The organism is Achromobacter sp. Root170, assembly GCF_001428165.1.
Classification (GTDB): domain Bacteria; phylum Pseudomonadota; class Gammaproteobacteria; order Burkholderiales; family Burkholderiaceae_B; genus Achromobacter; species Achromobacter mucicolens.
Genome location: NZ_LMHN01000017.1, coordinates 274878 through 300136 on the forward strand (window position 1 = coordinate 274878; position 25259 = coordinate 300136).

The following is a 25259-nucleotide window of genomic DNA, read 5'->3' on the forward strand; positions in this document are numbered from 1 at the left end:
CCGGCGCGTGCGTGTCAGGCCAGCACTTTGACCCCGGACGGCGTTTCGATCTGCGCACGCAGGCGGGGCGGGCCGTCGGCCTGCTCGACGTCGATCAGGCTATCCGCGCCCATCCAGGCCAACCCCTGGCGCAGCAGCGAGGCGCGGGGATGGCAGCCGGTCAGGCGGAGCAAGCGCAGCGGCTGGCGCGGCAGGGTCGCGCCGGGCGGATTCTCGACGTCCCATTGGATCAGCGTGGGCAGCAGGCCTTCGCCAGCTTCGTAGCCGGCCTCGCGCCACGCCGGCAGGCTGCCGTCTTCCGGCACGGTCAGGCGCCAGCGCAGGTCGCCGCGCGTCATGGCGATGGCGGGCGGCAGCCGGTCGGGGTGCTCGGCCTGCATGCGCGTCAGGTCCAGCGGCGCCTCGACACGCGCGGCCCAGTGCGCCAGGAACGGTCCCTGTTCGAGACGCGCGCGCACGTCGCCCTGGTCCAGCCCGAACCAGCGGGGGCGCTCGGGCGCCGGCGCGTCGGGATCGATCGCGATGACTTCCAGATACAGGCCGTCCGCCATGCCCAGCACCCGGTTATGAGTGCCCATGCGCGGATGCGCGCCGCCGCCCTGAGGCGCGATGCCCAGCAGTCCGGCGACATATTCGGTACCGCTGGCGAGGTCCGCGGCGGCGATGACGAGGTGGTCGATGGTGAGTTTCATGAGGGGCATGGTAACGAATGGGCGCTCGTTCGTCCGGTTCGGTGTTGGTGTCAAGCCGCGACGGAGATGCCGGCCGCGTCAGACCGGCGGGCTTTGCGCACACGAATTTCAACATGCTGATCCAGCGATACCAGCGCCTGCATCACCCGTTCCAAGGAAATGTTCTGGAGCTTGTACCGCCGCATTTGAGAGATTTTGGGTTGCGTCATTCCGGTCAGCGCAGCGACCTCCCGCTGGCTCAGGGCACGCTGATCGATCAAATCGTTGAACCTGATGGCCAGCTGGACCTTTGCGGTCAACTCGGCCGCGTCGTCAAAGCCAAGGTCATAGAGCACATTTTGTGTGCCGGGATGGGGCGTGCGGGTCATGGAGCGCTCCGGTGGGGATGTTGCCGAACCATTGCACGCTTCAGCCGGCGTGATATGAGATCAAGGTCGGTCTGGGGCGTGCTGATGCCCGACTTGGATTTTTTCTGAAATGCATGCAGTACATGGATGGCGGTGTCGATCTTCATTGCGTAGGCAGTCCGATACGCATTGCCTCGCTCGGTTTCGGCAAGCTGATAAACGCCCGGCCCCAGCCCTTTCATGGCTTTTGCAGCATCGGGCCAACGGCCGCATTGCAGGGTGTACAGCGACATTCCCATTCGCTTTTGCACGGGAAGCGGGAACGCCTTGAAGTCCTTTCTGGAAGATCCTTCCCAGTAGAGAAGCTTGGGTTTTTCTGTCCACACGATATACCTGTTCGGATATATAAATCAACCGCCGTGGCGGGGGATCGGACAAACTAACCAAAAACGGTGGGGTGGACTATTCGTGCTCGCCGCACCTGCCCGTGCCCCAAAAGAAAAACCCGTCGCAAGCGACGGGTTCTTGGTGTCAGGGCCGTGGCAGTCAGGCGACTTCGCCTTCCTCGCCTTCCTTCTTGACCGGCTTGATCAGGTCTTCGCGCTTGACGCCCATCCACATGGCCAGCGCGGCGGCGACGAATACCGACGAGTAGATGCCGAACCAGATGCCGATGGTCAGGGCCATGGCGAAGTAGTGCAGGGTGGGGCCGCCGAAGAACAGCATGGCCAGCACCATCATCTGGGTCGAACCGTGGGTGATGATGGTCCGCGAGATGGTCTGGGTGATCGCGCTGTTGATGACTTCGTGCACGTCCGCCTTGCGGTACTTGCGGAAGTTTTCGCGGATCCGGTCCATGATGACCACGGATTCGTTCACGGAGTAGCCCAGCACGGCCAGCACGCCGGCCAGCACCGCCAGCGAGAACTCCCACTGGAAGAACGCGAAGAAGCCCAGGATGATGACCACGTCGTGCAGGTTGGCGATCACGCCGGCCACCGCGAACTTCCATTCGAAGCGGAAGCCCAGGTAGACCATGATGCCGATCACCACGACCAGCAGCGCCATGAGGCCGTTGTGCAGCAGTTCCTGGCCGACCTGCGGGCCCACGAATTCGACGCGGCGCAATTCCACGCCCGAATCGGCGGCCTTCAGTGCGGCCATGACGGTTTCGCTTTGCGTGGCGGACGTCTGGCCTTCCTGCAGGGGCAGGCGGATCATGACGTCGTGCGACGTGCCGAAGTTCTGGACCTGGAAGTCGGTGTAGCCCAGCTTGGACACCACGCCGCGCACGTTTTCAAGCTGCGCCGTCTGGGCGTAGTTGACTTCCATGACCGTGCCGCCGGTGAACTCGATCGACAGGTGAAAGCCGCGGGTGACGATGAAAAAGACCGCCAGCAGGAAGGTGACGAGACTGATGATGTTCAGCACCAGCGCATGGCGCATGAACGGGATGGTGCGGTGAATCCGGAAAAATTCCATTTTTCGCCTTCGGTTCTTTTCTGTGGCGGACGGCCGGGGCCGTCCGCCTTATTTTCAGTTTGCCTTCGGCTTCCAGACTTCGCCGATGGAGATCGAGGTGAGCTTCTTCTTGCGGCCGTAGTACAGATTGGCCAGCGCGCGCACGCCCACGACCGACGAGAACATCGAGGTCAGGATGCCCAGGCAGTGAACCACCGCGAAGCCCCGGATCGGGCCCGAACCGAACGCCAGCAGCGCCAGGCCCACGATCAGCGTGGTGAGGTTCGAGTCAAGAATGGTGCCCCACGCGCGTTCGAAACCGTGATGGATGGCCTGCTGGGGTGTGGCCCCCGCACGCAGTTCTTCGCGTATGCGCTCGTTGATCAGCACGTTCGAGTCAATGGCCATGCCCAGTGTCAGCGCAATGGCCGCGATGCCGGGCAGCGTCAGCGTGGCCTGCAGCATGGACAGGAGCGCCAGCAGCAGCAGCACGTTGAGCGTCAGGCCGATCGTGGAGAACACGCCGAACAGGTGGTAGTAGATGATGATGAACGCGGCGATCGCCAGGAAGCCGTACAGCGTCGAGTAAAAGCCCTTGGAAATGTTGTCGGCGCCAAGGCTCGGGCCGATGGTGCGTTCCTCGATGATGGACATCGGCGCGGCCAGCGCGCCGGCGCGCAGCAGCAGGGCGGTGTCGGCGGCTTCCTCGGAGGTCATGCTGCCCGAGATCTGCACCTGGCCGCCCGCGATTTCACCGCGGATGACGGGCGCGGTGACCACTTCGCCCTTGCCATTTTCGAACAGCAGGATGGCCATGCGCTTGTTGATGTTGTCGCGGGTGACGTCGCGGAAGATGCGGGCGCCCTTGGAGTCCAGCGTCAGGTGGACGGCGGCCTGCTGGGTCTGCGAATCGCGGCCGGGCTGGGCGTCCTGCAGGTTTTCACCGGTCAGGATGACCTGGCGGCGGACCAGGATCGGACGGCCGTCACGGTCGTTGTAGCGCTCAAGACCAAACGGGACGCTGCCTCCCAGCAACGCGGCCTGCGCGGCGGGGGAGTCGTCGACCATGCGGATTTCCAGCGTGGCGGTGCGGCCCAGCAGTTCCTTGGCCTTGGCCACGTCCTGCACGCCGGGCAACTGCACCACGATGCGGTCCGAACCCTGCTGCTGGATGACCGGTTCGGCCACGCCCAGCTCGTTGATGCGGTTGTGCAGCGTGTTGATGTTCTGCTTGAGCGCGGAATCCTGCACGCGGGTGACGGCGGCCGGGTTCAGGGCGGCCATCAGCAGCTGCTTGCCGTTTTCTTCGCGTTCGGTGAATTCCAGGTCGGGCAGGCGCGAGCGCAGCGTCGAGATGGCGCGGTCGCGGTCGTCGGAATTGGCGAAGGTGGCGGCAATGCCCATGCCGGAGCGTTCGACGCCGGCCACGGGGATCTTCTGGTCGCGCAGCACCGAGCGCACGTCGGCGGCCAGGGAATCATAGCGGGCGGTCAGGGCGCCTTGCATGTCGACCTGCAGCAGGAAGTGCACGCCGCCGCGAAGGTCCAGGCCCAGGTACATGGGCTTGGGAGCGAACCAGCCCAGGGCGCGCATCCAGGGCGGCGAGGCGGGCAAGAGGTTCAGCGCCACGGTGTATTGCGGGTCGCCGGGAACGGTGTTGAGCGATTTTTCGATCAGGTCGCGGGCCTGCAGCTGCACGTCGGTCGACGGGAAGCGGGCGCGAACCGTGCCGAGCGTGCCGTTCAGTTCGAAATAGGCGCCGTCGTTGGGAATCTTGGCATCGGCCAGGATCTGTTCCACGCGCGCCAACACGGTCGTGTCGACCTTGACCGTGGCCTTGGCGCTGGACACCTGAACGGCGGGGGACTCGCCGTAGAAATTGGGCAGCGTGTACAGCAGGCCAATGAGGACCGCGACCAGGACCGTAATGTACTTCCAGAGGGGATAGCGGTTCATTGCCGGCTACTTCATTGAAAGAGATGAAAGGGCCGCCCGGGCGAAACGCGGCGGGCGGCGGTAGGCGCCTTCTAGGACAAGAGCCCCGATGGGGCTCTTTTGGGACGCTTACAGGGCCTTGATGGTTCCCTTGGGCAGGACGGTCGACACCGACGACTTCTGCATGATGACTTCGACGGGCTTGTCGGCCAGTTCGGAGACTTCGACGGTGACGTAGCTGTCGTTGACCTTGGTGACCTTGCCGAGCATGCCGCCGGCGGTGACGACTTCGTCGCCCTTGGCCAGGGCCGCGATCAGGTTGCGGTGTTCCTTCTGGCGCTTCATCTGCGGACGGATCATCAGGAAGTAGAGGATCACGAACATCAGGATGATGGGCAGCATGCCCATCAGCGCATTGCCTTCGGGAGCGGCGGCCTGGGCCACGACGAGGCTGGCGGTATCGATAACGGACATTGAATTCTCCTGCGTTTGAGTCTGTTTGGGTTTGTCGCTATGTTTTTGATGCGCCCATCCCCGCGCGAGCCATGGATAGGGCAAGCCGACTATTGTATATAGGTTATCGCCAGCCTTTAACTAGGGCGTCATCCCAAGCGCCAGGCGGCGGTCGCCTGCAATGGCGGCGTGCCTGGTCAAATGGGGGCGAAACCCGCCGGAAAAAGCCCCCGGCGGCGGCTTTTTTACCGGACTACTCCACGCCGCGGGCACGGTCCGCGGCGAACTGGGCGCGCCAGGCGTCAAAACGGCCTTCGGCAATGGCCTCGCGCATTTCCTTCATGATAGTCAGATAGAAGTGCAGGTTGTGCAGCGTGTTCAGGCGCGCGCCGGTGATTTCGTTGGCGCGCTGCAGATGGTGCAGGTACGCGCGCGAGAAATTGCCGCAGGTGTGGCAACTGCAGCTCGGGTCCAGCGGACGGGTATCGTCGCGGTACTTGGCGTTGCGGATCTTGACGTCGCCAAAGCGCGTGAACAGCCAGCCGTTGCGCGCATTGCGGGTCGGCATCACGCAGTCGAACATGTCGACGCCGCGGCTCACGCCCTCGACGAGGTCTTCGGGGGTGCCGACGCCCATCAGGTAACGCGGCGCCTGCGCGGGCAGCTTGGGCGTGACATGCGCCAGGATGCGCATCATGTCTTCCTTGGGCTCGCCTACCGACAGCCCGCCGATCGCGTAGCCGTGAAAGCCGATTTCCTGCAAGCCAGCCAGCGATTCGTCGCGCAGCGACTCGTACATGCCGCCCTGCACGATGCCAAAGAGCGCGTTCGGGTTGCCCAGGCGGTCGAATTCATCGCGCGAGCGGCGCGCCCAGCGCAGCGACATGCGCATCGAGCGGGCGGCTTCTTCGACGGTGGCGGGGCGGCCGTCGATTTCATAGGGCGTGCACTCGTCGAACACCATGACGATGTCGGAGTTGAGCGAGCGCTGGATGCGCATCGATTCTTCGGGCGTGAGGAACAGGCGCGCGCCGTCGATGGGAGAGGCGAACTTGACGCCTTCCTCGGTGATCTTGCGCATGCCCTGCAGGCTGAACACCTGGAAGCCGCCCGAGTCGGTCAGGATGGGCTTGTCCCACTGCATGAAGCCATGCAGGCCGCCATGCTTTTCCATGATTTCGGTGCCCGGGCGCAGCCACAGGTGGAAAGTGTTGCCCAGCACGATCTGCGAGCCGATTTCCTTGAGCTCGTGCGGCATCATCGCCTTGACGCTGCCGTAGGTGCCCACCGGCATGAAGATGGGGGTCTCGACCACGCCGTGGTTCAGCGTGATGCGGCCGCGGCGGGCGCCGCCGTCGGTGGCGAGCAGTTCGAAGTTGAGTCCGGTCATTGGGCAGGGGTTTCGATGAACATGGCGTCGCCATAGCTGAAAAAGCGGTAGCGCGCGGCGACGGCGTGGGCGTAGGCGCGGCGGATGGGCTCGACGCCGGCCAGCGCCGACACCAGCATCAGCAGGGTCGACTGGGGAAGATGGAAGTTGGTGACCAGCGCGTCCACCACACGGTACGCGTAGCCCGGGGTGATGAACAGGCGCGTGTCGCCCTGGGCGGTGGCCAGCGGGACGCCGGGGGCGGTGTGGCCCTCGGTCTGCGCGGCGGCCGATTCCAGGGCGCGCACGCTGGTGGTGCCAACGGCGATCACGCGTCCGCCCTTGGCGCGGGCCGCGGCAATGGCGTCCACGGTGGCTTGGGGCACCGTGAACCATTCCGCGTGCATGACGTGGTCGGCCAGGTTGTCCACGCGCACTGGCTGGAAGGTGCCGGCGCCCACGTGCAACGTGACGAAGGCGCGGGCCACGCCCAGCCCGGCCAGGCGATCCAGCGTCGGCTGGTCAAAGTGCAGGCCGGCCGTGGGCGCGGCGACCGCGCCAGGTTCGCGCGCGTAGACCGTCTGGTAGCGGTCGTCGTCGCCCGCGTCCGCCGCATGCGTGATGTAGGGCGGCAGCGGCGTGGCGCCGTGCGCGTCCAGCAGGTCGAGCACGGGGCCCGGAAAGCGGATGTCGAAGAGTTCGCCCTCGCGGCCCAGCACGGTGGCCTCGAAGGCGTCGGCCAGGCGCAGCACCATGCCGGGGCCCGGCGACTTGCTGGCGCGCACGTGCGCCAGGACGCGGTCGGGCTCGGTGATGCGTTCGACCAGCACCTCGATCTTGCCGCCGGTGATCTTGTGGCCGGGCAGGCGCGCCTTGATGACGCGGGTGTCGTTGAACACGAGCAGGTCGTTCGGACGCAGCAGGGAGGTCAGGTCGGCGAACTGGCGGTCATGGAGCTGGCTGGCGGCATCCAGGTGCAGCAGGCGGCTGCCCGTGCGCTGGGCGGCGGGCGTCTGCGCAATGAGCTCGGGCGGCAGTTCGTAGTCGAAATCGGAAACGGTGAAGGACTGGGTCACGCGGATATCGGGATGAGTGGGGCCCGTCTGGCGGGCTTGGGGCAACCCGCTATTGTAAAGGGGACGGTTAATAGGGGCGGAACAGCGGCTTGCGCAGTTAAATGCGTCTGCGCCGGCGTTCGGGGTGGCCTCGCGCCGCCCGCAATCCGTCCAGGTTTTGTATGCTCTCGGTTTTGCTGGACGAGCAACCGGGTGGGCGTGCAATGACGGGACAAGTGATCAGGCGGGTGGGCGGACTGAAGCAATGGCTGGCCGGCGGTGTCCTGGCCCTGGCCGCGCATGCCGCCTTTGCGCAGGTTCCGGGACTGCCCCCCGACGTGGTCAAGGCCTGGAAGGCGAGCAAGCTGCCGGAAAGTTCGCTGTCGCTGGTGGTCCAGGAGGTCGGCGGCCCGCGGCTCGTGGCGCTCAACGCGAAGGAAGCCCGCAATCCCGCATCGGTGATGAAACTGGTCACGACCTGGGCGGCGCTGTCCGAGCTGGGCCCCAATTACGTCTGGCGCACCGAATTCATGACGGCGCCCGGCGCGCGTCCCGACGCCAAGGGCGTGCTGGCCGGGCCGCTGTACCTGCGGGCCGGCGGCGATCCCCAATTCCTGATGCAGGACCTGTGGACGCTGCTGCGCGAACTGCGGCTGCGCGGGGTCAAGCAGATCAACGATCTCGTGATCGACCGCAGCATCTTCGGCCAGGTCACGACCGACCCGGGCGCGTTCGATGGCGCGCCCGACCGGGCTTACAACGCCAGCCCGGACGCGCTGATGGTGGGCTTTGGCGCGCTGCGGCTGCTGTTCACGCCGGACCCGGTCGCCAACAAATGGGTGCCGCTGATCGATCCGCCGCTGCCCGGCCTGAAGATCGAAGGCCAGGTCGAATGGAGCGACGTGCGCTGTCCCGGCCCCCCGGTGGTCACGACGGACCCCCTCATTACCCAGCAGGGCGTCACCATCCGCGTCAACGGCAAGGTGGCCGGTTCCTGCGGCGAGTTCAGCCTGTATCGCCTGGCGCTGTCCCAGCCCGAATACGCCACCGAAGTCTTCCGCATGCTCTGGAAGGAGCTGGGCGGCACGTTCAAGGGACAGGTCCGGTCCGGCATGGTGCCGGCCGACGCCGTGGTGCTGGCCTCGCACGACTCGCCCACGCTGGCCGAGGCGATCCGCCAGATCAACAAGCGCAGCAACAACGTCATGGCGCGCACCCTGCTGCTGACGCTGGGCGCCGAGCGGGGCCGCCGTCCGGCCACCGTCGGCAGCAGCGAGGAAGTGGCCAAGCAGCTCCTGGCCAAGCAGGGGCTGGACATGCCGGAACTGGTCATCGACAACGGCGCCGGCCTGTCGCGCGACGCCCGCGTGTCGGCGGACAGCCTGGCGTCGATGCTGACCGTGGCCTGGAATTCGCCGGTGATGCCGGAATACATTTCGTCCTTCGCCATCGCCGGCGTGGACGGCACCGTGCGCCGCCGCCTGAAGGGCAACGGCACGCTGGGCATGGCCCACCTGAAGACCGGCTCGCTGCGCGACGTGCGCTCGATCGCCGGCTACGTGCTGGGCGCCAGCGGCAAGCGCTACGTGGTCGTCAGCATCGTGAACCACGAGCAGGCAGGCGCCGTCCGGGCATTCGACGACGCCCTCATTTCCTGGCTCGCCGAACAATGAAAATGAGCCCCCACGCCGCGCGCATTTCATGCGCTAGCTGCCCCCCAAGGGGGCTGCCCCGCCTTGGGGCGGCCCTGCGGCGGGGCGGGCTTAAAACGATTACGATCCTCTCGTGTGGCTCGCGAGCGGGCGGCGCAGGTGCGCTGCGCCGCGCCGGGTCCGCCTGAGGCCGAAAGCATTCTGACCAACAAATACTCTGGAGAGTTACGCACATGCCCGTGCACGAAATCCGCCATCCGCTGATCCGCCACAAGCTCGGGATCATGCGGCGCGCCGACCTCAGTACCAAGAGCTTCCGTGAACTGTCGCAGGAAGTGGGCGCGCTGCTGACGTACGAAGCGTCCAAGGACCTGCCGCTGGCGCCCGCCACGGTCGAGGGCTGGTGCGGGCAGGTCGAAGTCGAGAAGATCGCCGGCAAGAAAGTCACCGTGGTGCCCATCCTGCGCGCCGGCATCGGCATGCTGGACGGCGTGCTGAGCCTGATCCCGGGCGCAAAGGTCAGCGTCGTGGGCGTGGCCCGCAATGAAGAGACGCTGGAAGCGCACACCTATCTGGAACGCCTGGTGGGCGAACTCGACCAGCGCCTGGCGCTGATCGTCGATCCCATGCTGGCCACGGGCGGTTCGATGGTTGCCGCCATCGATCTGCTCAAGCGCGCCGGCTGCAAGGAGATCCGCGCGCTGGTGCTGGTGGCGGCGCCCGTGGGCATCGACGCGGTGCTCAACAAGCACCCGGACGTGCATATCTACACGGCGTCCATCGACGAGGGTCTGAATGAGCACGGCTACATCATGCCGGGCCTGGGCGACGCCGGCGACCGCATCTTCGGCACGCAGCAAAAGGGCTGAAGCCCCATCCGGCCGTGCCCGGCAGGGATATCGGCTGTGAAGAACCGGCGCGGCGCCGATGCCGCGCCGGACAGCGGTTCTAGGCCGTCAGCGTCGGCTGCCCCAGATGCTGGCCGAACCAGTGCAATTGGGGCGCCAAGCCGGCGACCTCGCCCACGATCAGCAGGGCGGGAGAGCGGACGGCATGGTCGCGGGCCAGTTCCGGCAGTTGCGCGAGCCGCCCGGTCACCACGCGCTGTTCGGGCCGGCTGCCGTTCTCGATCAGTGCGAACGGCGTGTCTGGCGAGCGGCCGTGGCGCAGCAGGCGCTGCGTCAGCAGATCAAGCTGGCCCACCCCCATGTAGAACGCCAAGGTCTGCTTTTCGCGCGCCAGCGCGGGCCAATCCAGGTTGTCTTCGTCTTCGCGGCAATGCGCGGTGATGAGGCGCACCGATTGGGCGTGTTCGCGGTGCGTCAGCGGAATGCCGGCATAGGCCGCACAGGCCAGCGCCGCGGTGATGCCGGGCACCACCTCATAGCGCACGCCATGCGCGCGCAAAAACTCCAGTTCCTCGCCGCCGCGGCCAAAAATGAAGGCGTCGCCGCCCTTGAGCCGTACCACGCGGCGGCCCGCCTGCGCGTATTCCACCAGCAGACCATGGATGCGCGCCTGCGTGGCGTGGTGGTTTTCGCCGGGCAGCTTGCCCACCGGCACGCGTTCGGCGTCGCGCCGGGCCAGCGACATGACCTCGTCGCTGACCAGACGGTCGTAAAGAATGACATCGGCTTCGTTCAGCGCGCGCAAGGCCTTGAGCGTCAAGAGGCCCGGATCGCCCGGCCCCGCGCCCACCAGCACGACGCTGCCCTCGGCGGGCGCAATCGGCGCGGCTAACGCGTCGGCCAGCGCGGCCTCGGCCTGCGCCGGCTGCTGCTGGCGCAGAAAACCCGCCACCGGGCCGTCCAGCAGCCAGTCGTAGAAGCGCCGGCGCGCGCCCAGGTCGGGGTGGCTGGCGCGAATGCGCTTGCGGTAGACGGCGGCCAGGCCGGCCAGCTGGCCCAGCGTGTGGTCGAACAGCGACTCGATGCGTTCGCGGATGCGGCGCGCCAGCACGGGCGCCACGCCCGACGACGAAATGGCGACGATGACGGGGGAGCGGTCTACGATGGACGGCACCTGGAAGGACGACAGTTCGGGGTCGTCCACCACGTTGCTGAAAATACGGCGCGCCTCGGCGGCCTGGGACACCGCGGCATTGACCGTCCGATCGTCGGTGGCGGCCACCACCAGCCAGACGTCTTGCAGCCAATCGGGGTTGAACGTCCCGGGCAGGTGGCGCACGCGGCCCTCGGACACAAGCGCCGCCAGCGCGGGCGTCAGTGCCGGCGCGCCCACGACCACGTTTGCGCTGGCTTCCAGCAGGGCCAGGGTCTTGCGCTCGGCGACCGCGCCGCCGCCAACAACGAGTACCAGCCGGTCTGTCAGATCGGCAAAAATCGGGAAAAGCTTCATGTATGCCAGCCTCGGGCGCACCCGGCTCAATGTGGGTCGATGATAGGGACGGGCTCTCATCCCCACAACTTTTGATTTCTTTATTTCATATAGCCATAACTTATTTGGCTGCCCGTCAGGCGCTGCCCAGCCATTGGCTCATCTCGACGACCTCGCGGGCGACCTCGCCCAGCCGCTTCTGGCTCTGCATGGCGCGCTCGCGCAGCAGCCGGTGGGCCTCGTCCTCGGTCACGGCGCGCGTCTTCATCAGGATACCCTTGGCTTTTTCCACCCACTGCCGGTCCGCCAGCCGCAGTTGCGCCTCGCGCAATTCCTCGCGCCGGGTTTTCTCCATGGCGAAGCGCTCGATCGCCACGGTCAGCAGGGGTTCGATGCGGGCGGCCGGCACGTCCCCGACCACGTAGGCGGCAACGCCTGCGCGCAAGGCCGTGCGGATGGTCTCGCGATTGCCGTCGTCGGTGAACATCACGACCGGGCGGTCGCTGTGCGAACTGGCCACACAGATGTTCTCCAGCGTGTCGCGGCCGGGGGCGTCGCTGTCGATCAGCACCACGTCGGCGGCGGACTGCGCGATGCTGGCGGCCAGGTCCGTGCCCGGCGCGACCTCGGCCACAACGTGCACGCCCGCCGCGGCAAGCGTTTGCCGCAGCGACGCCGCGCGTCCCTCGCCATCGTTGAGCAGCATGACCTTCAACATGAAACACCCCCTGTGCGATGACTGATGCAAGTTCCATGCCATCGTTGCCGCGCGCGGCGCGGGGCGCGCGCGCACGATGGCGGGGCGTGCGCCGCACAGCGATGGTGCGGTGCGGCATCAGACTGCGCACCAACTTGGCTCCGCCCCTGATTCAGCCCGGCGAGGCCAGACCGGCGCGGGTTGGGCGCATCGCCAGCGCTGGCGCGGGTTGCGGCGCGGTTTGCGCAGACCGCCAGAAATCTGGCACGGCGATTGCTTGAGTGAAGTCGGGGCGGCCAACGGCGGTCGCCCGACGCAACGCGCCGCATCACGCGGCCAGGGACAACGACGTTCCGCTGCGCCACTGGATAGAAATCCGTGGCGCGCGGAACGTTTTTTTTTGCCGCCACCCGCAAGGAGCCTCGCATGACGCCTATGACCCGCAGTCCCTCGACCGACGCCGCCCGCGCCGACATGACCGCCAATGCCGGCCGCCGCAAATGGCTCAGCGGCACGGCGCGCGCGGTGGCTGGCGCCGGTCTGCTTTCATTGGTCGACCCGCTGGTGCGCGCCGGCGCGTGGGCGGCGGGCACCGACGCGCCGGAAAAGACCGAGGTGAAGATCGGGTTCATCCCGCTGACCGACTGCGCATCGGTGGTGATGGCGTCGGTGCTGGGCATCGACAAGAAATACGGCGTCAAGATCACGCCATCCAAGGAAGCCTCGTGGGCCGCCGTGCGCGACAAGCTCATGAACGGCGAGCTGGACATGGCGCACGTGCTGTACGGCCTGGTCTACGGCGTGCACCTGGGCATTGGCGGACCGAAGAAGGACATGGCCGTGCTGATGAGCCTGAACCAGAACGGCCAGGCCATCACCCTATCGAACAAACTGCTTGAAGCCGGGGCGCGCGACGGCGAATCGCTCGCCAAGCTGATGGCCGCGGACAAGCGCGAGTACACGTTCGCGCAGACCTTTCCGACCGGCACGCACGCGATGTGGCTGTATTACTGGCTGGCGGCGCATGGCATCAATCCCATGAAGGACGCCAAGGTGATCACCGTGCCGCCGCCGCAGATGGTGGCCAACATGCGGGTGGGCAACATGGATGGCTACTGCGTGGGCGAGCCCTGGGGCGCGCGCGCCATCATGGACAAGATCGGCTTCACCACGGTGACGTCGCAGGGCATCTGGACGGACCATCCCGAGAAGGTCCTGGGCGCCAGCGCCGATTTCGTAAACCGCAACCCGAACACCGCGCGCGCCGTCACGGCCGCGATCCTGGAAGCCGGCAAGTGGATCGACGCGTCGCCCGAAAACCGCCGCAAGACGGCCGAGACCATCGCCGCCAAGTCCTACGTCAACACGGACGCCAGCGGCATCGTGGACCGCATGCTGGGGCACTACGACGACGGCTTGGGCAAGAAATGGTCGGACGCGCACGCCATGCGCTTTTACGCCGACGGCGCCGCCAACTTTCCGTACCTGAGCGACGGCATGTGGTTCCTGACGCAGCACAAGCGCTGGGGCTTGCTCAAGGAACACCCGGACTACCAGGCGATTGCCACGCAGATCAACCGCATCGACCTCTACAAGCAGGCGGCGCAGGCCGCGGGCGTTGCGCTGCCTGCCAGTGAAACGCGCACGTCCACGCTGATCGACGGCGTGGTCTGGGACGGCAGCAATCCCGCGGCCTATGCCGACGGTTTCAAGGTCAAGGCCTGACGGCCGCTACGAGAAGGGGACTGGCGATGTCTACCGTAACGATGACAAGCCGCGGCAGCGAATTTGCCGCGCTGTGGCGGGAACGCCTGGAATCGGCGTTGAAGGCCGTGGTGGGGCCGGTTGCCGGCTTTGCGCTCTTTGTGCTGGTCTGGCAGGTGGTGGCGATGCGCATCCCGGAGATTCCGACGCCCGGGGTCACGTGGCATGCGGCCGTGGAACTGTTCGCCGATCCGTTCTATGACAACGGTCCGAACGACAAGGGCATCGGCTGGAACCTGCTGGCCTCGCTGGAACGCGTGGCGGCGGGATTCGGGCTGGCGGCGCTGGTCGGCATCCCCGTGGGCTTTGCGATCGGCCGCTACGCCGCGGTGCGCGCGATGTTCTCGCCCATCGTCAGCCTTTTGCGGCCGGTGTCGCCGCTGGCGTGGCTGCCGCTCGGGCTGCTGCTGTTCAAGGCGGCCAATCCGGCCGCGATCTGGGCCATCTTCATCTGTTCGATCTGGCCGATGATCATCAACACCGCGGTGGGCGTGTCGCGCGTGCCGCAGGATTACCTGAACGTGGCGCGCGTGCTGAACCTGTCCGAATGGAAGGTTACGACCAAGGTGCTTTTGCCCGCGGTGCTGCCCTACATGCTGACCGGCGTGAGGCTGTCCATCGGCACCGCATGGCTGGTGATCGTGGCCGCCGAAATGCTGACGGGCGGCACGGGCATCGGCTTCTGGTTGTGGGACGAGTGGAACAACCTGAAGGTCGAGCACATCGTCATCGCCATTTTCGTGATCGGCATCGTGGGGCTGCTGCTGGAGACCCTGCTGGTCGCGCTGGCCCGCCGTTTCACCTACACCGAGGAATAGCGCCATGAAGAAATTCGTACGCATCGAGCGCGTGGGACAGACCTTTGATACCCGCAAGGGCGCCTTCGTGGCGCTGCGCGACATCGACCTGACGGTCGAGCAGGGCGAGTTCATCACGCTGATCGGCCACTCCGGCTGCGGCAAGTCCACCTTGCTGAACCTGATCGCCGGCCTGACCCGGCCCACGAGCGGCGTGCTGCTGTGCGCCGAGCGCGAGATCACCGGCCCCGGTCCGGACCGCGCGGTCGTGTTCCAGAACCATTCGCTGCTGCCGTGGCTGACATGTTTCCAGAACGTGCACCTGGCGGTCGAGCGGGTGTTCGGCGCCACGGAAAAGCGCGCCCAGCTGGCCGAGCGCACGCGCGCCGCCCTGGACCTGGTGGGCCTGCTGCCGGCGCAGAACAAGCTGCCGCGCGAGATCTCGGGCGGCATGAAGCAGCGCGTGGGCATCGCGCGCGCGCTGGCGATCGAGCCCGGCGTGCTGCTGATGGACGAGCCGTTCGGCGCGCTGGATGCGCTGACGCGCGCGCATCTGCAGGACGAGCTGCTCAAGATCGTGGCCAAGACCCGCACGACCACCATCATGGTCACGCACGATGTGGACGAGGCCGTGCTGCTGTCGGACCGCATCGTCATGCTGACCAATGGACCGGCCGCGACCATCGGCGAGATCCTGCCGGTGCCGCTGCCCCGGCCGCGCGACCGCGTGCGGCTGGCCAACGATCCGACGTACCTGGCGTGCCGCGCGGGCGTGGTGGACTTCCTGCATCGCCGGCACGGCAATCCCGAGCGTTCCCAGGCCGCGGTCCAGGCCAACGCCGCGCTTGCCGTCGTGCCCGCGCCGTTGCAGGAAGCCGGCGCAGCAGCGGCGCGCGCCGCCGCGTAAGGGAGGGCGGTCATGCAAGCCAGGCAGAAGCTGGTCGTGGTCGGCAACGGCATGGCCGGCATCCGGACCGTGGAGGAGCTGCTCAAGCTCGCGCCCGATCTATACGACATCACGGTGTTCGGCGCCGAGCCCCACACCAACTACAACCGCATCCTGCTGTCGCCGGTGCTGACCGGCGAGCGCACGCTGCAGGACATCGTGCTGAACGACGAGGCTTGGTACGCCAGCCACGGCATCCGCCTGCGGCGCCAGTGCACGGTGACCGGCATCGACCGCGCGCGGCGGATGGTCGTGGCCGACGACGGCACGCGCACGCCTTACGACCGGCTGTTGCTGGCGACCGGATCCAAGCCCTTCATCCTGCCGGTGCCGGGTCACGACCTGGCGGGCGTGGTGGCGTTTCGCGACATTGGCGACGTCAACCTGATGATCGACGCCGCCTCGCGATACCGCCACGCCGTGGTGATCGGGGGCGGATTGCTGGGGCTTGAGGCTGCAAACGGCCTGGCGGCGCGTGGCATGGCCGTGTCGGTGGTGCATCTGGGCGCGGCGTTGCTGGACCGGCAACTGGACGGCGAGGCCGCCGCGCTGCTGCGCGAAAGCCTGGAGGCCCGCGGCCTGACGTTCCTGCTTCAGCACCAGACCGAGGCGATCCTCGGCGGGCCGGACGGGCGCGTGCGCGCGGTGCGCTTCGCGGACGGCTCCGAAGTCCCCGCCGACCTGGTGGTGATGGCGGCGGGCGTGCGGCCCAACACCGAGCTGGCTCAACGCTGCGGCCTGCATGTGGATCGCGGCGTTGTGGTCAGCGACACCTTGCAGACCTTCGACCCCCGCATCTACGCGGTGGGCGAATGCGTCAGCCATCGCGGCACGGCATACGGCCTGGTGGCGCCGCTTTTCGAGCAGGCCAAGGTCGCGGCCAATCACCTTGCGCAGCATGGCATCGGCCGATACGAAGGCAGTGTCACGTCGACCAAGCTCAAGGTCACCGGCATCGACCTGTTTTCCGCAGGCGACTTTGCGGGCGGCGCGCAGACCGAGACCATCACGCTGGCCGACATGCCGGGCGGCGTCTACAAGAAGCTGGTGATCCAGAACGACCGGCTGGTGGGCGCCTGCCTGTACGGCGATACGGCGGACAGCGCGTGGTACATGCGGCTCATTCGTGAAGGAACCGGCATCGGCGTGCTGCGCGAGCAGCTCATGCTTGGCGAAGGCGCGGCAAGGGAGTAGGACATGGACATGCCGATGGCGCGACGGATTGAAATCGTCAGTGAGGCGGCGCATGAGGTCGCGTCCATCTGCTGCTATTGCGGCACGGGCTGCGGGGTGCGCGTGCAGGTGCGCGGCGGCGCGGTGGCGGGCGTGCGCGGCGACGACTCGCATCCGGCGAATCGCGGGCGCCTCTGCAGCAAGGGCCTGGCGCTTGGCGACACCGTGCGGCGCGATGACGCGCGCGTGCTGTCGGCGCAATGGCGCGAGGCCCGTGGCGAGCCGCTGCGGGATATCGGGCTGACGCCCGCGCTGGACATGGCCGCGGACCGGCTGGCCGAGGCGATCGCCAAGCATGGGCCCGATTCGGTGGGCTTTTATCTGTCGGGCCAGTTGCTGACGGAAGACTACGCGGTCTTCAACAAGCTGGCGCGGGCGCTGGCGGGCACCAACAACATCGACACCAATTCCCGGCTCTGCATGTCGAGCGCGGTGTCGGGCTACAAGCGCACGCTGGGCGCGGACGCGCCGCCCGCCTGCTATGAAGACCTGGAGCTGGCCGACACGGTGCTGATCGCCGGGTCCAACATGGCCTACGCGCATCCGGTGCTGTTCCGGCGGCTGGAAGCCGCACGCGCGCAGCGTCCGGACATGAAGGTGATCGTGGCCGATCCGCGCCGCACGGACACGGCCGCGTTTGCCGACCTGCATCTGCCGATTGCGCCGGGGTCGGACGTGGCGCTCTTCAATGCCATGCTGCACGTGATGCTGCGCGAAGGCTTGGCCGACGAGGACTACATCGCGCGCCATACCGAGGGCTTCGAGGCGCTGCGGGCGCGCGTGCAGACGGTCACGCCCGAGGCGGCGCAGCGCCTCTGCGGCGTGCCGGCAGACGACATCGTCCAGGCTGCGCGCTGGTTCGGCAAGGCGGGCGCGGCGTTGTCGCTGTACACGATGGGCTTGAACCAGTCGGTCGCGGGCACCGACAAGAACGCGGCGCTGATTCACCTGCATCTGGCCACGGGTCAGATCGGGCGTCCCGGCGCGGGGCCGTTTTCGCTGACCGGACAGCCCAATGCCATGGGCGGCCGAGAGGCCGGCGGCATGGCGACGCTGCTGCCGGGCCACCGTGATCCGGCGTCCGCTGCGCACCGCGCCGAGGTCGCGTGGCTGTGGGGCGTGGACAGTCTGCCCGACGCGCCGGGCGCCACGGCGCTCGATATGTTCGACGCCGTGGCGGACGGGCGCATCAAGGTCCTGTGGATTGCCGCGACCAACCCGGCGCAGTCGCTGCCCGATCAGGCGCGCGTGCGGGCCGCATTGGCGCGCGCCGAGTTCGTTATCGTGCAGGAGGCGTATGCCGGCACCGAGACGCTGGCCCATGCCGACCTGGTGTTGCCGGCGGCGACCTGGCCCGAGAAGTCCGGCACCGTGACCAATTCAGAGCGGCGCATCAGCCGGGTCCGCGCGGCGATCGCGCCGCCCGGCGACGCGCAGCCGGACTGGCGGCTGGCGCAGGCGGTCGCCCTACGGCTGGCCGCGCGCATTGCGCCGCACAAGGCGGGTCTTTTCGCCTATCGCGATGAAAGCGAGGTCTTCGCCGAACACGCGCGCATGACGGCCGGCCGGGACCTGGACTACAGCGCGCTGGACTACGCCGCGCTGGAAGCGGGCGGACCGCAGCAGTGGCCGTATCGCGCCGGACAGGGCACGCCGCGCCTCTATGCCGACGGCGTCTTTCCCACGGCGAGCGGCCGGGCCCGATTCTGCGACGTGTCCTGGCGGCCGACGGCCGAAGCGGTCTCGGAAGACTATCCGCTGCAGCTCACCACCGGCCGCTTGCGCGATCACTGGCACACCATGGCGCGCACCTCGCTTGCCCGGGCGCTGATCCAGCACGTCGAGGAGCCGTGGGTGTCGCTGCATCCGGACGACATGCGCCGCCTTGGCCTTGCGGCCGGCGACCTGGCCCGGCTGGACTCGCGGCGCGGCGGTCTGGTGCTGCCGGTGCAGGCGGACGACACGCTGCGGCCGGGACACGCTTTTGTGCCGATGCACTGGGGCGGCGCCTTCATGGCCGGGTTGGGCGTGAACGCCCTGACCAATCCGGCGTCCGATCCCGTCTCGCGCCAGCCGGAGCTCAAGTTCACCGCATTGCGCGCGGAACCGGCCGGGCTTGCGTGGCAGGCCGCGGCCTGGCGGCAGGGCGACGCCGTGGCGTTGCGGGCCCGGCTTGCGCCGTGGCTGCGCCGTTTCGACTACGCCGTCGTGCTGCCGGCGGTCGCCGGGGGCGTGCGGCTGCGGCTGGCGAGCCGCGTCGCGCCGGATGCCGCCGTGCTGCATGAACTGGCCGACGCGCTGGACCTGCGGCGCCCGGAGGTCGCATACGACGATCCCGCGCGCGGCTGCCTGCGCCGGGTCGCGGCCGGGCAGGGCGTGTTGCGCGCCTTTTTGCTGACGGGCGACCTGCGCGCGCAAGAAGCGTTGCTGGCCTGGGCGGCAGGCGGTGAGGCGCCCGCAAGCACCGCGGCGCTGCTGATGGGACGCGTCGCGGGCGCGGCGCGCTCCCGGACGGTTTGCGTCTGCAACTGCGTAAGCGAAGCGGCCATCCTGAAGGGCATCGAGCAGGGTTGCGACCTGGCGGCGCTGAAGGACACGCTGGGCTGCGGCACCGGTTGCGGCTCGTGTGTGCCGGAGATCAGGTCGCTGATGACGCGCGCCCCGGCGGCGGCGCTTGCGTGACGACACGTTCGGACATACGCCGCGCGCGGCAACCGGTGTAGTATCAAGCCAGCCGTCCCTCAAGGCGGGGACGGCATTTTCCGTTTTCTGGAGTGGCTTGTGACGACGATGCGAAAACTGGCATCCCTGGTTCTAGCGGCCGGCGCGTTGGGCGCGGCCGCCTCGGTGCAGGCCGGCGTGTGCGACGCGCAATTCATGCACGACGGCGGCTCGGTCCAACTGACCGGCACGGGCAATCTGGCGCTGGGCGCCGACCTGACTTTTGCCGAGGTTACAAAAAGCAATGGCGACAACTGCCGCGCGCGCGTGCAGGGCCTGGCCACGTTCAGCTACGCAGGCCTGCCGCCCGGCAAATCCAAGCTCGATTACCTGATGACGGTCAAGGGCGGCCAGGCCACCTTCCTGCGCTACGCCACCGCCGGCGAAGCGCCCAAACCCTCCGAAGGCCAGTTCGACCTGCGCATGCTGGGCCTCTTTGCCTACGACGGCAAACTGGCTTCGGGCCAGAAGCTGCCCGGCTCGTCGTTTCGCCTGAAGATCGGCAAGGAAGCGCCCGTTGGCGGCCAGCCCAGCACCACGGTGCGCATCGGCGAAAAAACCGTCGGCCAGAAGACTGCGCTGACCACGGCGCTGGGCAAGCAGTCTTGCCACCCGATCACCTATACCCGCAATTCGGATCCCACGATGGCCACGTTCCAGGGCCTGACCATTCCCATTCCCGGCATGAACACGACGGTCACGGATTGGTATTGCCCGGCCGTGAATCTGGTGATGAAGCAGGACATCGATCAGGGCGGCGTGAAGTCCGCCGTTGAGATTACGCAGATCAAGTAGCACCCGGTAGCAAGCGGGCGTTTGCGCCCGCTTGGCCGCTGGTATCATCGTCTCGTCATGGACACACAACAGGAGCTCAGAAAATGGCAACGAGAAAATCCGAAGACGTCGCAAAAGAAAAACTGATCGACAGTGTCAAGACCAGCCTGAACGACGCCGAAAGCCTGCTGCGCGAAGCCGCCAGCAGCACCGGCGACAAGGCCAACGAACTGCGCGACCGCGCCCTGACGTCGCTGCGGCGCACGCGTGAGGCGCTGTACGAAGCGCAGGACGCCGTTCTCGAACGCGGCCGCAAGGCTGCCCGCGCGACGGACGACTACGTGCACGACAATCCCTGGCAAGCCATCGGGGTGGCAGGCGTGACCGGCCTGCTGCTCGGCTTGCTGATCAGCCGCCGCTGACAGGGCAGGATGTCCGGGCGGCAGGCACGGCGATACGCCGCTGCCTGCCGCCCGGCGTTCTTTCAGCCATGGGTCTAAGAAAAACTGTATTCGGTGTTGCCTCCAGCCTGGTCGGGCTGATGCGCACGCGGTTGGAGCTGCTGGCTCTTGAAGCCGCGGACGAAAAGGCGCGCCTGCTCAAGCTGCTGGGTCTGGCGTTTGCGGCCCTGCTATTTCTGACGCTGGCGGTGCTGGTGGCTACCATCACCATCGCCGTGGCGTTCTGGCCCACGGAAGACCGCTATCTGGCCCTTGGCCTGCTGGCGGGGTTCTATGGTGTTGCTGGCGTGGTGCTGCTGCTGGTGGTGCGCCACGGACTCGTCTACGGACCGGCGCCGTTTTCGGCCACGCTCGAAGAGCTGGGCCGCGATGCGGAGCTGCTGGACAGGGTGCGCGAAGCCCAAGCCGACGACGAGACGGCGGTGCGCCGGCGCGAGGGGTTCTGAGTCATGCACAAACGATCTCCCACCGTCGACCGCGCCGTGCGCATCGAACTGCTGCGCGCCCGTGCGGCAATCGAGCGCGAGTCGCTGGCGCAGAACATCGTGTCGGCCGGGCGCAGGCTGGAACCCAGCGCGCTCATCCGCGGCATGCTGCCGGGGCTGGCATCGGGGGGCGCGTCCCGCTGGGCCTTGCAGGCCATCACGCTGGCGCGGCGCTATCCCATCATCAGTTCGTCGCTGTCCGCCATGTTCATGCGTGGCGGCAAGCGGGGCAAACTGCTCAAACTTGCCGGCGGCGCGTTCGTGGGCTGGCAGATCCTGAAGGCCGTGCGCGGCATGCGCCAGGACGATGATCCGGAACGCGATTGAACTGACGCCAGCTGAAAAGACAAAGCCCCGTTGACGGGGCTTTGTTATTTGCGCGCGGAGCAGCCGGCTACAGCCCCAACTGCCCCCACATGTCGTCCACGCGTTTCTTGACGTCGGCGTCCATGGTGATGGGCGTGCCCCATTCCCGGTTGGTTTCGCCCGGCCACTTGTTGGTGGCGTCCAGACCCATCTTGCCGCCCAGGCCGGACACCGGCGAGGCGAAATCCAGGTAGTCGATCGGCGTGTTCTCCACCAGCAGCGTGTCGCGCACCGGGTCCATGCGGGTGGTCATCGCCCAGACCACTTCCTTCCAGTCGCGCGGGTTGATGTCTTCGTCCACGACCACGATGAACTTGGTGTACATGAACTGGCGCAGGATGCTCCACAGGCCGAACATGACGCGCTTGGCGTGGCCCGCGTACTGTTTGCGGATCGACACCACGGCCAGGCGATAGCTGCAGCCTTCGGGCGGCAGGTAGAAGTCCACGATTTCCGGCAGCTGGCGGCGCAGCAGCGGCACAAAGACCTCGTTCAACGCCACGCCCAGCACGGCGGGCTCGTCGGGCGGCTTGCCGGTGTAGGTGGAGTGATAGATCGGATTGCGGCGCATCGTGATGCGCTCGACCGTGAAGACCGGGAACCAATCCTGCTCGTTGTAGTAACCGGTGTGGTCGCCGTACGGGCCTTCCAGCGCCATTTCGTAGCCGGTGTCGGGCGGCGGATTGACGCCTTCGGGGACGACGGGCTTGTTGGCGCGCGGGTCCGAGGAGGGCAGCAAATGGCCTTCCAGCACGATCTCGGCCCAGGCCGGCACGGACAGGTTGCTGCCCAGCGCCTGCGCGACTTCGGTGCGCGAGCCGCGCAGCAGGCCCGCGAACTGGTATTCGGACAGGCTGTCCGGCACCGGCGTGACGGCGCCCAGCGTGGTGGCCGGATCGGCGCCCAACGCCACGGCGATGGGAAAGGGCGTGCCGGGGTTGGCGATCGCGTGGTCGCGGAAATCCAGCGCGCCGCCGCGATGCGACAGCCAGCGCATGATGAGCTTGTTCGGCCCCAGCAACTGCTGGCGGTAGATGCCCAGGTTCTGGCGCTTGGCGTTGGGGCCGCGCGTGATCACCAGGCCCCAGGTCAAGAGCGGCGCCACGTCGCCCGGCCAGCAGGTCTGGATGGGCAGGCGCGTCAGGTCCACGTCCTTGCCTTCCCAGACGATTTCCTGGCAGGCGGGGCTCTTGACGTTCTTGGGGCTCATGTCCCACAGCGCGGACTTCAGCATCGACACCTTGGCCAGCGCATCGCGCAGGCCCTTGGGCGCCTCGGGCTCGCGCAGCGAGGCCAGCAGCTCTCCGATGTCGCGCAGCGCGCTGACGTCGTCGGCACCCATGCCGCGCGCCACGCGCGCGGGGGTGCCGAACAGATTGGCCAGCACCGGCATCTGCGCGGGCTGGCCGTTGTGGCGGGCGTTTTCGAACAGCAGGGCGGGGCCTTCGGCCCGCAGCACGCGGTCGGAAATCTCCGTCATTTCAAGCTGCGTCGACACCGGCGCGGCAATGCGTTTGAGCTCGCCCATGCGTTCAAGTTGGGCGATGAAGTCTCTAAGGTCGCGGTATTTCACTACAGATCCCAGCGATTTGGTTACATTTCAGGTTCAAAGAGAGGTTAACATTGACTCCCTCTTTTTTACGCAGGAGGTTTTATGCCCGATGCGTCAGTGGCCAGCCTGTTCAGGAATATGGCCCAAGGAGTGCACCAATATCTTGCCGAATCCCTGCGCATTTGCTCTGTCTATCTGGGCATTGCGGTCATTGTGACGGTAAGCATGGGATTCGCCCTGCCTGGTTTGCGCGACCAGGCATTGCAAGTGCACAAAGCCTTGTTGACCGCCCTCGCGCCTTCATCCATGCAGGCCAGCTCCGAATCCGAAGCCGGCTCCGAACTGGGTGCCGACACGTCGTCGGCAATTGCCATGGCCGTACCCGCCGCCCCTATCAGCAACGCCACCGGCATGCTGGGGCCGGCCCGACTCGCGCCGCCCGCGCCCAAGAAGACCGCTTCGGCGGCCACGGGGCCACAGGCGGAAGCACTGCGCAACTATATCTCGCGCAAATACAAGGTCGCGTATGACGCGACCGGCCCGCTGTTGAACACCGTGTACAAGGTCAGCCGCGAAAAGCAGCTTGACCCCTTGCTGGTCCTGGCCGTGATCGCCATCGAATCGCGCTACAACCCCCTGGCCGAAAGCCACGTGGGCGCGCAGGGCCTGATGCAGGTCATGACCAGCGTGCACCAGGACAAGTTTGACGCGGTCGGCAAGAACCCGCTGGACCCGGCCGCCAACATCGGCGTGGGCGCCACGATCCTGCGCGACTGCATCAACCGCCGCGGTTCCGTGGACGGCGGCCTGGCGTGTTACGTGGGGTCCACCGGTCCGGACGACAACGGCTATGGGGCGAAGGTGCAGGCGGAACGCCGCCGCCTGGCGCTCGCCTCGGGCATCGCGCTGGCACGCGACTGATCCTGCGTCCTGCTCCGGCACCAGGCGCGCCCCATTGGGGCGCGCTTTTTTTCGTCCGGTCAGCGTTGCAGCAGCACGCCCATCCGGGCCACCGCCTCTTCCAGGCGATCCAGGCCGGTGGCGTAGGAAAAACGCATGGTGTGGGCGGCGTGCGCCGGTCCGAAGTCCAGGCCCGGCACCGCGGCCACGCCGGCTTCCAGCAGCAGGCGCTGCGAGAACGCGGCGCTGTCCATGCCCAGGCTGCTGATATCCGCATAGATATAGAAGGCGCCGTCCGGCTTGACCGGCACGTCGATGCCCAGGCGTTCGAATTGCGGCAGCAGGTAGTCGCGGCGCTGCTTGAAGGCCTCGCGCCGGTGCTCGAAGATCTTCAGCGCGGCGGGGGTAAAGCAGGCGAGCGCGGCGTGCTGGGCCAACGTGGGCGCGCAGATCGCCAGGCTGGAGGCAATCTTTTCCACCGGCGCGACCATGTCGTCCGGCACGACCATCCAGCCCAGGCGCCAGCCCGTCATGTGGAAGTACTTGGAAAAGCTGTTGATGACGATGACGTCGTCGTCCAGCGTCAAGGCCGAGCGCGGCTGGCCGTCGTACGACAGACCCAGATAGATTTCGTCGACGATGGCAAAGCCGTCGCGGGCGCGCACCTGCGCCAGTAGCTCGGCCAGTTCGCCGTGGGCGATCGAGGTGCCGGTGGGATTGCTGGGCGAGGCCACCATCACGCCTTGCGTGGCCGGCGTCCAGTGGCGCGCCACATCGTCGGCGGACAACTGGAAGCGCTTGTCGGCCGTGCTGGGAATCAGGCGGGGCACGCCGCCCGCAGCCAGCACGAAATTGCTGTTGGCGGGATACGACGGATCGGGCATCAGCACCTCGCCGCCCGTGTTGACCAGCGCCGCGCAAGCCAGCGTCAGGGCGCCCGAGGCACCCGCGGTGACGATGACGCGGCGCGGATCGATGGCGGCGCCGAACTGGTCGCGGTAGAACTGCGCAATGGCTTCGCGCAGCGGGGCGATCCCCGCGCCCGGGCTGTAGCCGCTCAGGCCCGCGCGCGCGGCGCGGTCCAGCGCTTCCACGACCTGAGGGGGCGCGGTAAAGTCCGGTTCGCCGATGCCCAGGCTGATAATGTCTCTTCCGGCCGCCTGCAGCGCCTGCGCCTGCTTGAACAGTTCCATCACCTGGAACGTCAGGAAATCGTGAGTGCGGGTGGCAAGGCGGGGCATCGGAATCTCGAAAGCGTCATC

General features: G+C 67.2%; 23 protein-coding genes and 1 pseudogene. 12 read left to right on the forward strand and 12 right to left on the reverse strand.

Features of this window, described 5'->3' with window-relative positions:
• Nucleotides 1-14: 14 nt before the first annotated feature.
• The 8 genes from ASD87_RS22040 to queA form a co-directional block, all read right to left on the reverse strand.
• Nucleotides 15-692: a VOC family protein gene (locus tag ASD87_RS22040; RefSeq protein WP_056326610.1), complete on the reverse strand. Its 678-nt coding sequence runs from the start codon at nt 690-692 to the stop codon at nt 15-17.
• 50 nt (nt 693-742) lie between these two features.
• Nucleotides 743-1060, reverse strand: coding sequence for a helix-turn-helix domain-containing protein (locus ASD87_RS22045; protein ID WP_056326611.1), 318 nt, complete (start codon nt 1058-1060; stop codon nt 743-745).
• Nucleotides 1057-1425, reverse strand: a complete 369-nt coding sequence (locus ASD87_RS26740) for a type II toxin-antitoxin system RelE/ParE family toxin (RefSeq protein WP_082586397.1) — start codon at nt 1423-1425, stop codon at nt 1057-1059. Before ASD87_RS26740 ends, ASD87_RS22045 begins: the two co-directional genes overlap by 4 nt.
• Before the next feature lie 160 nt (nt 1426-1585).
• The gene (secF, locus tag ASD87_RS22050; RefSeq protein ID WP_056326612.1) at nt 1586-2521 is read right to left on the reverse strand and encodes a protein translocase subunit SecF; all 936 of its coding nucleotides are present in this window, start codon (nt 2519-2521) and stop codon (nt 1586-1588) included.
• Nucleotides 2522-2575: 54 nt separating this feature from the next.
• Entirely contained in the window at nt 2576-4456 is a 1881-nt protein-coding gene (gene secD, locus ASD87_RS22055) for a protein translocase subunit SecD (RefSeq protein ID WP_056326613.1), read from the reverse strand.
• Nucleotides 4457-4564: 108 nt separating this feature from the next.
• On the reverse strand, nt 4565-4909 hold the full coding sequence (gene yajC, locus ASD87_RS22060; protein ID WP_054451553.1) for a preprotein translocase subunit YajC: 345 nt from the start codon (nt 4907-4909) through the stop codon (nt 4565-4567).
• Nucleotides 4910-5141: 232 nt separating this feature from the next.
• Nucleotides 5142-6278 carry a tRNA guanosine(34) transglycosylase Tgt gene (gene tgt, locus ASD87_RS22065; RefSeq protein ID WP_056326615.1) on the reverse strand — a complete coding sequence of 379 codons (1137 nt, stop codon included), beginning with the start codon at nt 6276-6278 and terminating at the stop codon, nt 5142-5144.
• Nucleotides 6275-7333, reverse strand: a complete 1059-nt coding sequence (gene queA / locus ASD87_RS22070; RefSeq protein WP_056326617.1) for a tRNA preQ1(34) S-adenosylmethionine ribosyltransferase-isomerase QueA — start codon at nt 7331-7333, stop codon at nt 6275-6277. The genes tgt and queA overlap by 4 nt, the downstream gene beginning before the upstream one ends.
• Before the next feature lie 203 nt (nt 7334-7536).
• Between queA and dacB the strand changes: the two genes are divergently transcribed.
• On the forward strand, nt 7537-8985 hold the full coding sequence (gene dacB, locus ASD87_RS22075) for a D-alanyl-D-alanine carboxypeptidase/D-alanyl-D-alanine-endopeptidase (protein ID WP_056326619.1): 1449 nt from the start codon (nt 7537-7539) through the stop codon (nt 8983-8985).
• Between the two features lie 212 nt (nt 8986-9197).
• The gene (upp, locus tag ASD87_RS22080) at nt 9198-9833 is read left to right on the forward strand and encodes a uracil phosphoribosyltransferase (RefSeq protein WP_056326620.1); all 636 of its coding nucleotides are present in this window, start codon (nt 9198-9200) and stop codon (nt 9831-9833) included.
• A gap of 79 nt (nt 9834-9912) precedes the next feature.
• Here upp and cysG read toward each other — a convergent pair whose 3' ends face one another.
• Entirely contained in the window at nt 9913-11322 is a 1410-nt protein-coding gene (gene cysG, locus ASD87_RS22085) for a siroheme synthase CysG (protein WP_056326621.1), read from the reverse strand.
• A 115-nt stretch (nt 11323-11437) separates the two neighbouring features.
• The gene (locus tag ASD87_RS22090) at nt 11438-12019 is read right to left on the reverse strand and encodes an ANTAR domain-containing response regulator (RefSeq protein WP_056326624.1); all 582 of its coding nucleotides are present in this window, start codon (nt 12017-12019) and stop codon (nt 11438-11440) included.
• 405 nt (nt 12020-12424) lie between these two features.
• Here ASD87_RS22090 and ASD87_RS22095 point away from each other — a divergent pair, with 405 nt between their 5' ends.
• From ASD87_RS22095 to ASD87_RS22135, 9 genes and pseudogenes are all read left to right on the forward strand, one after another.
• Nucleotides 12425-13723 (forward strand): CmpA/NrtA family ABC transporter substrate-binding protein, encoded by a 1299-nt coding sequence (locus ASD87_RS22095; protein WP_156403490.1) that lies wholly within the window; start codon nt 12425-12427, stop codon nt 13721-13723.
• A 26-nt stretch (nt 13724-13749) separates the two neighbouring features.
• On the forward strand, nt 13750-14580 hold the full coding sequence (gene ntrB / locus ASD87_RS22100; RefSeq protein WP_056326628.1) for a nitrate ABC transporter permease: 831 nt from the start codon (nt 13750-13752) through the stop codon (nt 14578-14580).
• 4 nt (nt 14581-14584) lie between these two features.
• Nucleotides 14585-15466: an ABC transporter ATP-binding protein gene (locus ASD87_RS22105; RefSeq protein ID WP_056326630.1), complete on the forward strand. Its 882-nt coding sequence runs from the start codon at nt 14585-14587 to the stop codon at nt 15464-15466.
• A 12-nt stretch (nt 15467-15478) separates the two neighbouring features.
• A pseudogene (locus tag ASD87_RS22110) lies at nt 15479-16681 on the forward strand (NAD(P)/FAD-dependent oxidoreductase); the annotation flags it as partial.
• A 21-nt stretch (nt 16682-16702) separates the two neighbouring features.
• Entirely contained in the window at nt 16703-19420 is a 2718-nt protein-coding gene (locus ASD87_RS22115) for a nitrate reductase (RefSeq protein ID WP_056326635.1), read from the forward strand.
• 108 nt (nt 19421-19528) lie between these two features.
• Nucleotides 19529-20254: a hypothetical protein gene (locus ASD87_RS22120; protein WP_056326637.1), complete on the forward strand. Its 726-nt coding sequence runs from the start codon at nt 19529-19531 to the stop codon at nt 20252-20254.
• An 83-nt stretch (nt 20255-20337) separates the two neighbouring features.
• Complete coding sequence (locus ASD87_RS22125) at nt 20338-20655, forward strand: YqjD family protein (RefSeq protein WP_056326638.1); 318 nt, start codon at nt 20338-20340, stop codon at nt 20653-20655.
• 68 nt (nt 20656-20723) lie between these two features.
• Nucleotides 20724-21140 carry a phage holin family protein gene (locus ASD87_RS22130; RefSeq protein WP_056326639.1) on the forward strand — a complete coding sequence of 139 codons (417 nt, stop codon included), beginning with the start codon at nt 20724-20726 and terminating at the stop codon, nt 21138-21140.
• Between the two features lie 3 nt (nt 21141-21143).
• Nucleotides 21144-21506, forward strand: a complete 363-nt coding sequence (locus ASD87_RS22135; protein ID WP_056326640.1) for a hypothetical protein — start codon at nt 21144-21146, stop codon at nt 21504-21506.
• Nucleotides 21507-21573: 67 nt separating this feature from the next.
• Here ASD87_RS22135 and ubiD read toward each other — a convergent pair whose 3' ends face one another.
• The gene (gene ubiD / locus ASD87_RS22140) at nt 21574-23118 is read right to left on the reverse strand and encodes a 4-hydroxy-3-polyprenylbenzoate decarboxylase (RefSeq protein ID WP_056326642.1); all 1545 of its coding nucleotides are present in this window, start codon (nt 23116-23118) and stop codon (nt 21574-21576) included.
• Nucleotides 23119-23199: 81 nt separating this feature from the next.
• Here ubiD and ASD87_RS22145 point away from each other — a divergent pair, with 81 nt between their 5' ends.
• A complete protein-coding gene (locus ASD87_RS22145) occupies nt 23200-24018 on the forward strand; it encodes a lytic transglycosylase domain-containing protein (protein ID WP_056326644.1) in 819 nt (272 codons plus the stop codon).
• Between the two features lie 59 nt (nt 24019-24077).
• Here ASD87_RS22145 and ASD87_RS22150 read toward each other — a convergent pair whose 3' ends face one another.
• Nucleotides 24078-25238, reverse strand: a complete 1161-nt coding sequence (locus tag ASD87_RS22150; RefSeq protein ID WP_056326645.1) for a pyridoxal phosphate-dependent aminotransferase — start codon at nt 25236-25238, stop codon at nt 24078-24080.
• Nucleotides 25239-25259: the final 21 nt, after the last annotated feature.

Excerpts from the sequence above, each read along its gene's own strand:
- ASD87_RS22145 (WP_056326644.1), top strand. The coding sequence starts at position 23,200 with ATGCCCGATGCGTCAGTGGCCAGCCTGTTCAGGAATATGGCCCAAGGA.
- ASD87_RS22040 (WP_056326610.1), bottom strand. The coding sequence starts at position 692 with ATGAAACTCACCATCGACCACCTCGTCATCGCCGCCGCGGACCTCGCC.
- ntrB (WP_056326628.1), top strand. The coding sequence starts at position 13,750 with ATGTCTACCGTAACGATGACAAGCCGCGGCAGCGAATTTGCCGCGCTG.
- ASD87_RS22135 (WP_056326640.1), top strand. The coding sequence starts at position 21,144 with ATGCACAAACGATCTCCCACCGTCGACCGCGCCGTGCGCATCGAACTG.
- upp (WP_056326620.1), top strand. The coding sequence starts at position 9,198 with ATGCCCGTGCACGAAATCCGCCATCCGCTGATCCGCCACAAGCTCGGG.
- secF (WP_056326612.1), bottom strand. The coding sequence starts at position 2,521 with ATGGAATTTTTCCGGATTCACCGCACCATCCCGTTCATGCGCCATGCG.
- tgt (WP_056326615.1), bottom strand. The coding sequence starts at position 6,278 with ATGACCGGACTCAACTTCGAACTGCTCGCCACCGACGGCGGCGCCCGC.
- cysG (WP_056326621.1), bottom strand. The coding sequence starts at position 11,322 with ATGAAGCTTTTCCCGATTTTTGCCGATCTGACAGACCGGCTGGTACTC.
- ASD87_RS22115 (WP_056326635.1), top strand. The coding sequence starts at position 16,703 with ATGGACATGCCGATGGCGCGACGGATTGAAATCGTCAGTGAGGCGGCG.
- ASD87_RS22105 (WP_056326630.1), top strand. The coding sequence starts at position 14,585 with ATGAAGAAATTCGTACGCATCGAGCGCGTGGGACAGACCTTTGATACC.
- ASD87_RS22120 (WP_056326637.1), top strand. The coding sequence starts at position 19,529 with ATGCGAAAACTGGCATCCCTGGTTCTAGCGGCCGGCGCGTTGGGCGCG.
- ASD87_RS22045 (WP_056326611.1), bottom strand. The coding sequence starts at position 1,060 with ATGACCCGCACGCCCCATCCCGGCACACAAAATGTGCTCTATGACCTT.
- ASD87_RS22125 (WP_056326638.1), top strand. The coding sequence starts at position 20,338 with ATGGCAACGAGAAAATCCGAAGACGTCGCAAAAGAAAAACTGATCGAC.
- ASD87_RS22150 (WP_056326645.1), bottom strand. The coding sequence starts at position 25,238 with ATGCCCCGCCTTGCCACCCGCACTCACGATTTCCTGACGTTCCAGGTG.
- yajC (WP_054451553.1), bottom strand. The coding sequence starts at position 4,909 with ATGTCCGTTATCGATACCGCCAGCCTCGTCGTGGCCCAGGCCGCCGCT.
- ASD87_RS22095 (WP_156403490.1), top strand. The coding sequence starts at position 12,425 with ATGACGCCTATGACCCGCAGTCCCTCGACCGACGCCGCCCGCGCCGAC.
- ASD87_RS22130 (WP_056326639.1), top strand. The coding sequence starts at position 20,724 with ATGGGTCTAAGAAAAACTGTATTCGGTGTTGCCTCCAGCCTGGTCGGG.
- ASD87_RS22090 (WP_056326624.1), bottom strand. The coding sequence starts at position 12,019 with ATGTTGAAGGTCATGCTGCTCAACGATGGCGAGGGACGCGCGGCGTCG.
- secD (WP_056326613.1), bottom strand. The coding sequence starts at position 4,456 with ATGAACCGCTATCCCCTCTGGAAGTACATTACGGTCCTGGTCGCGGTC.
- dacB (WP_056326619.1), top strand. The coding sequence starts at position 7,537 with ATGACGGGACAAGTGATCAGGCGGGTGGGCGGACTGAAGCAATGGCTG.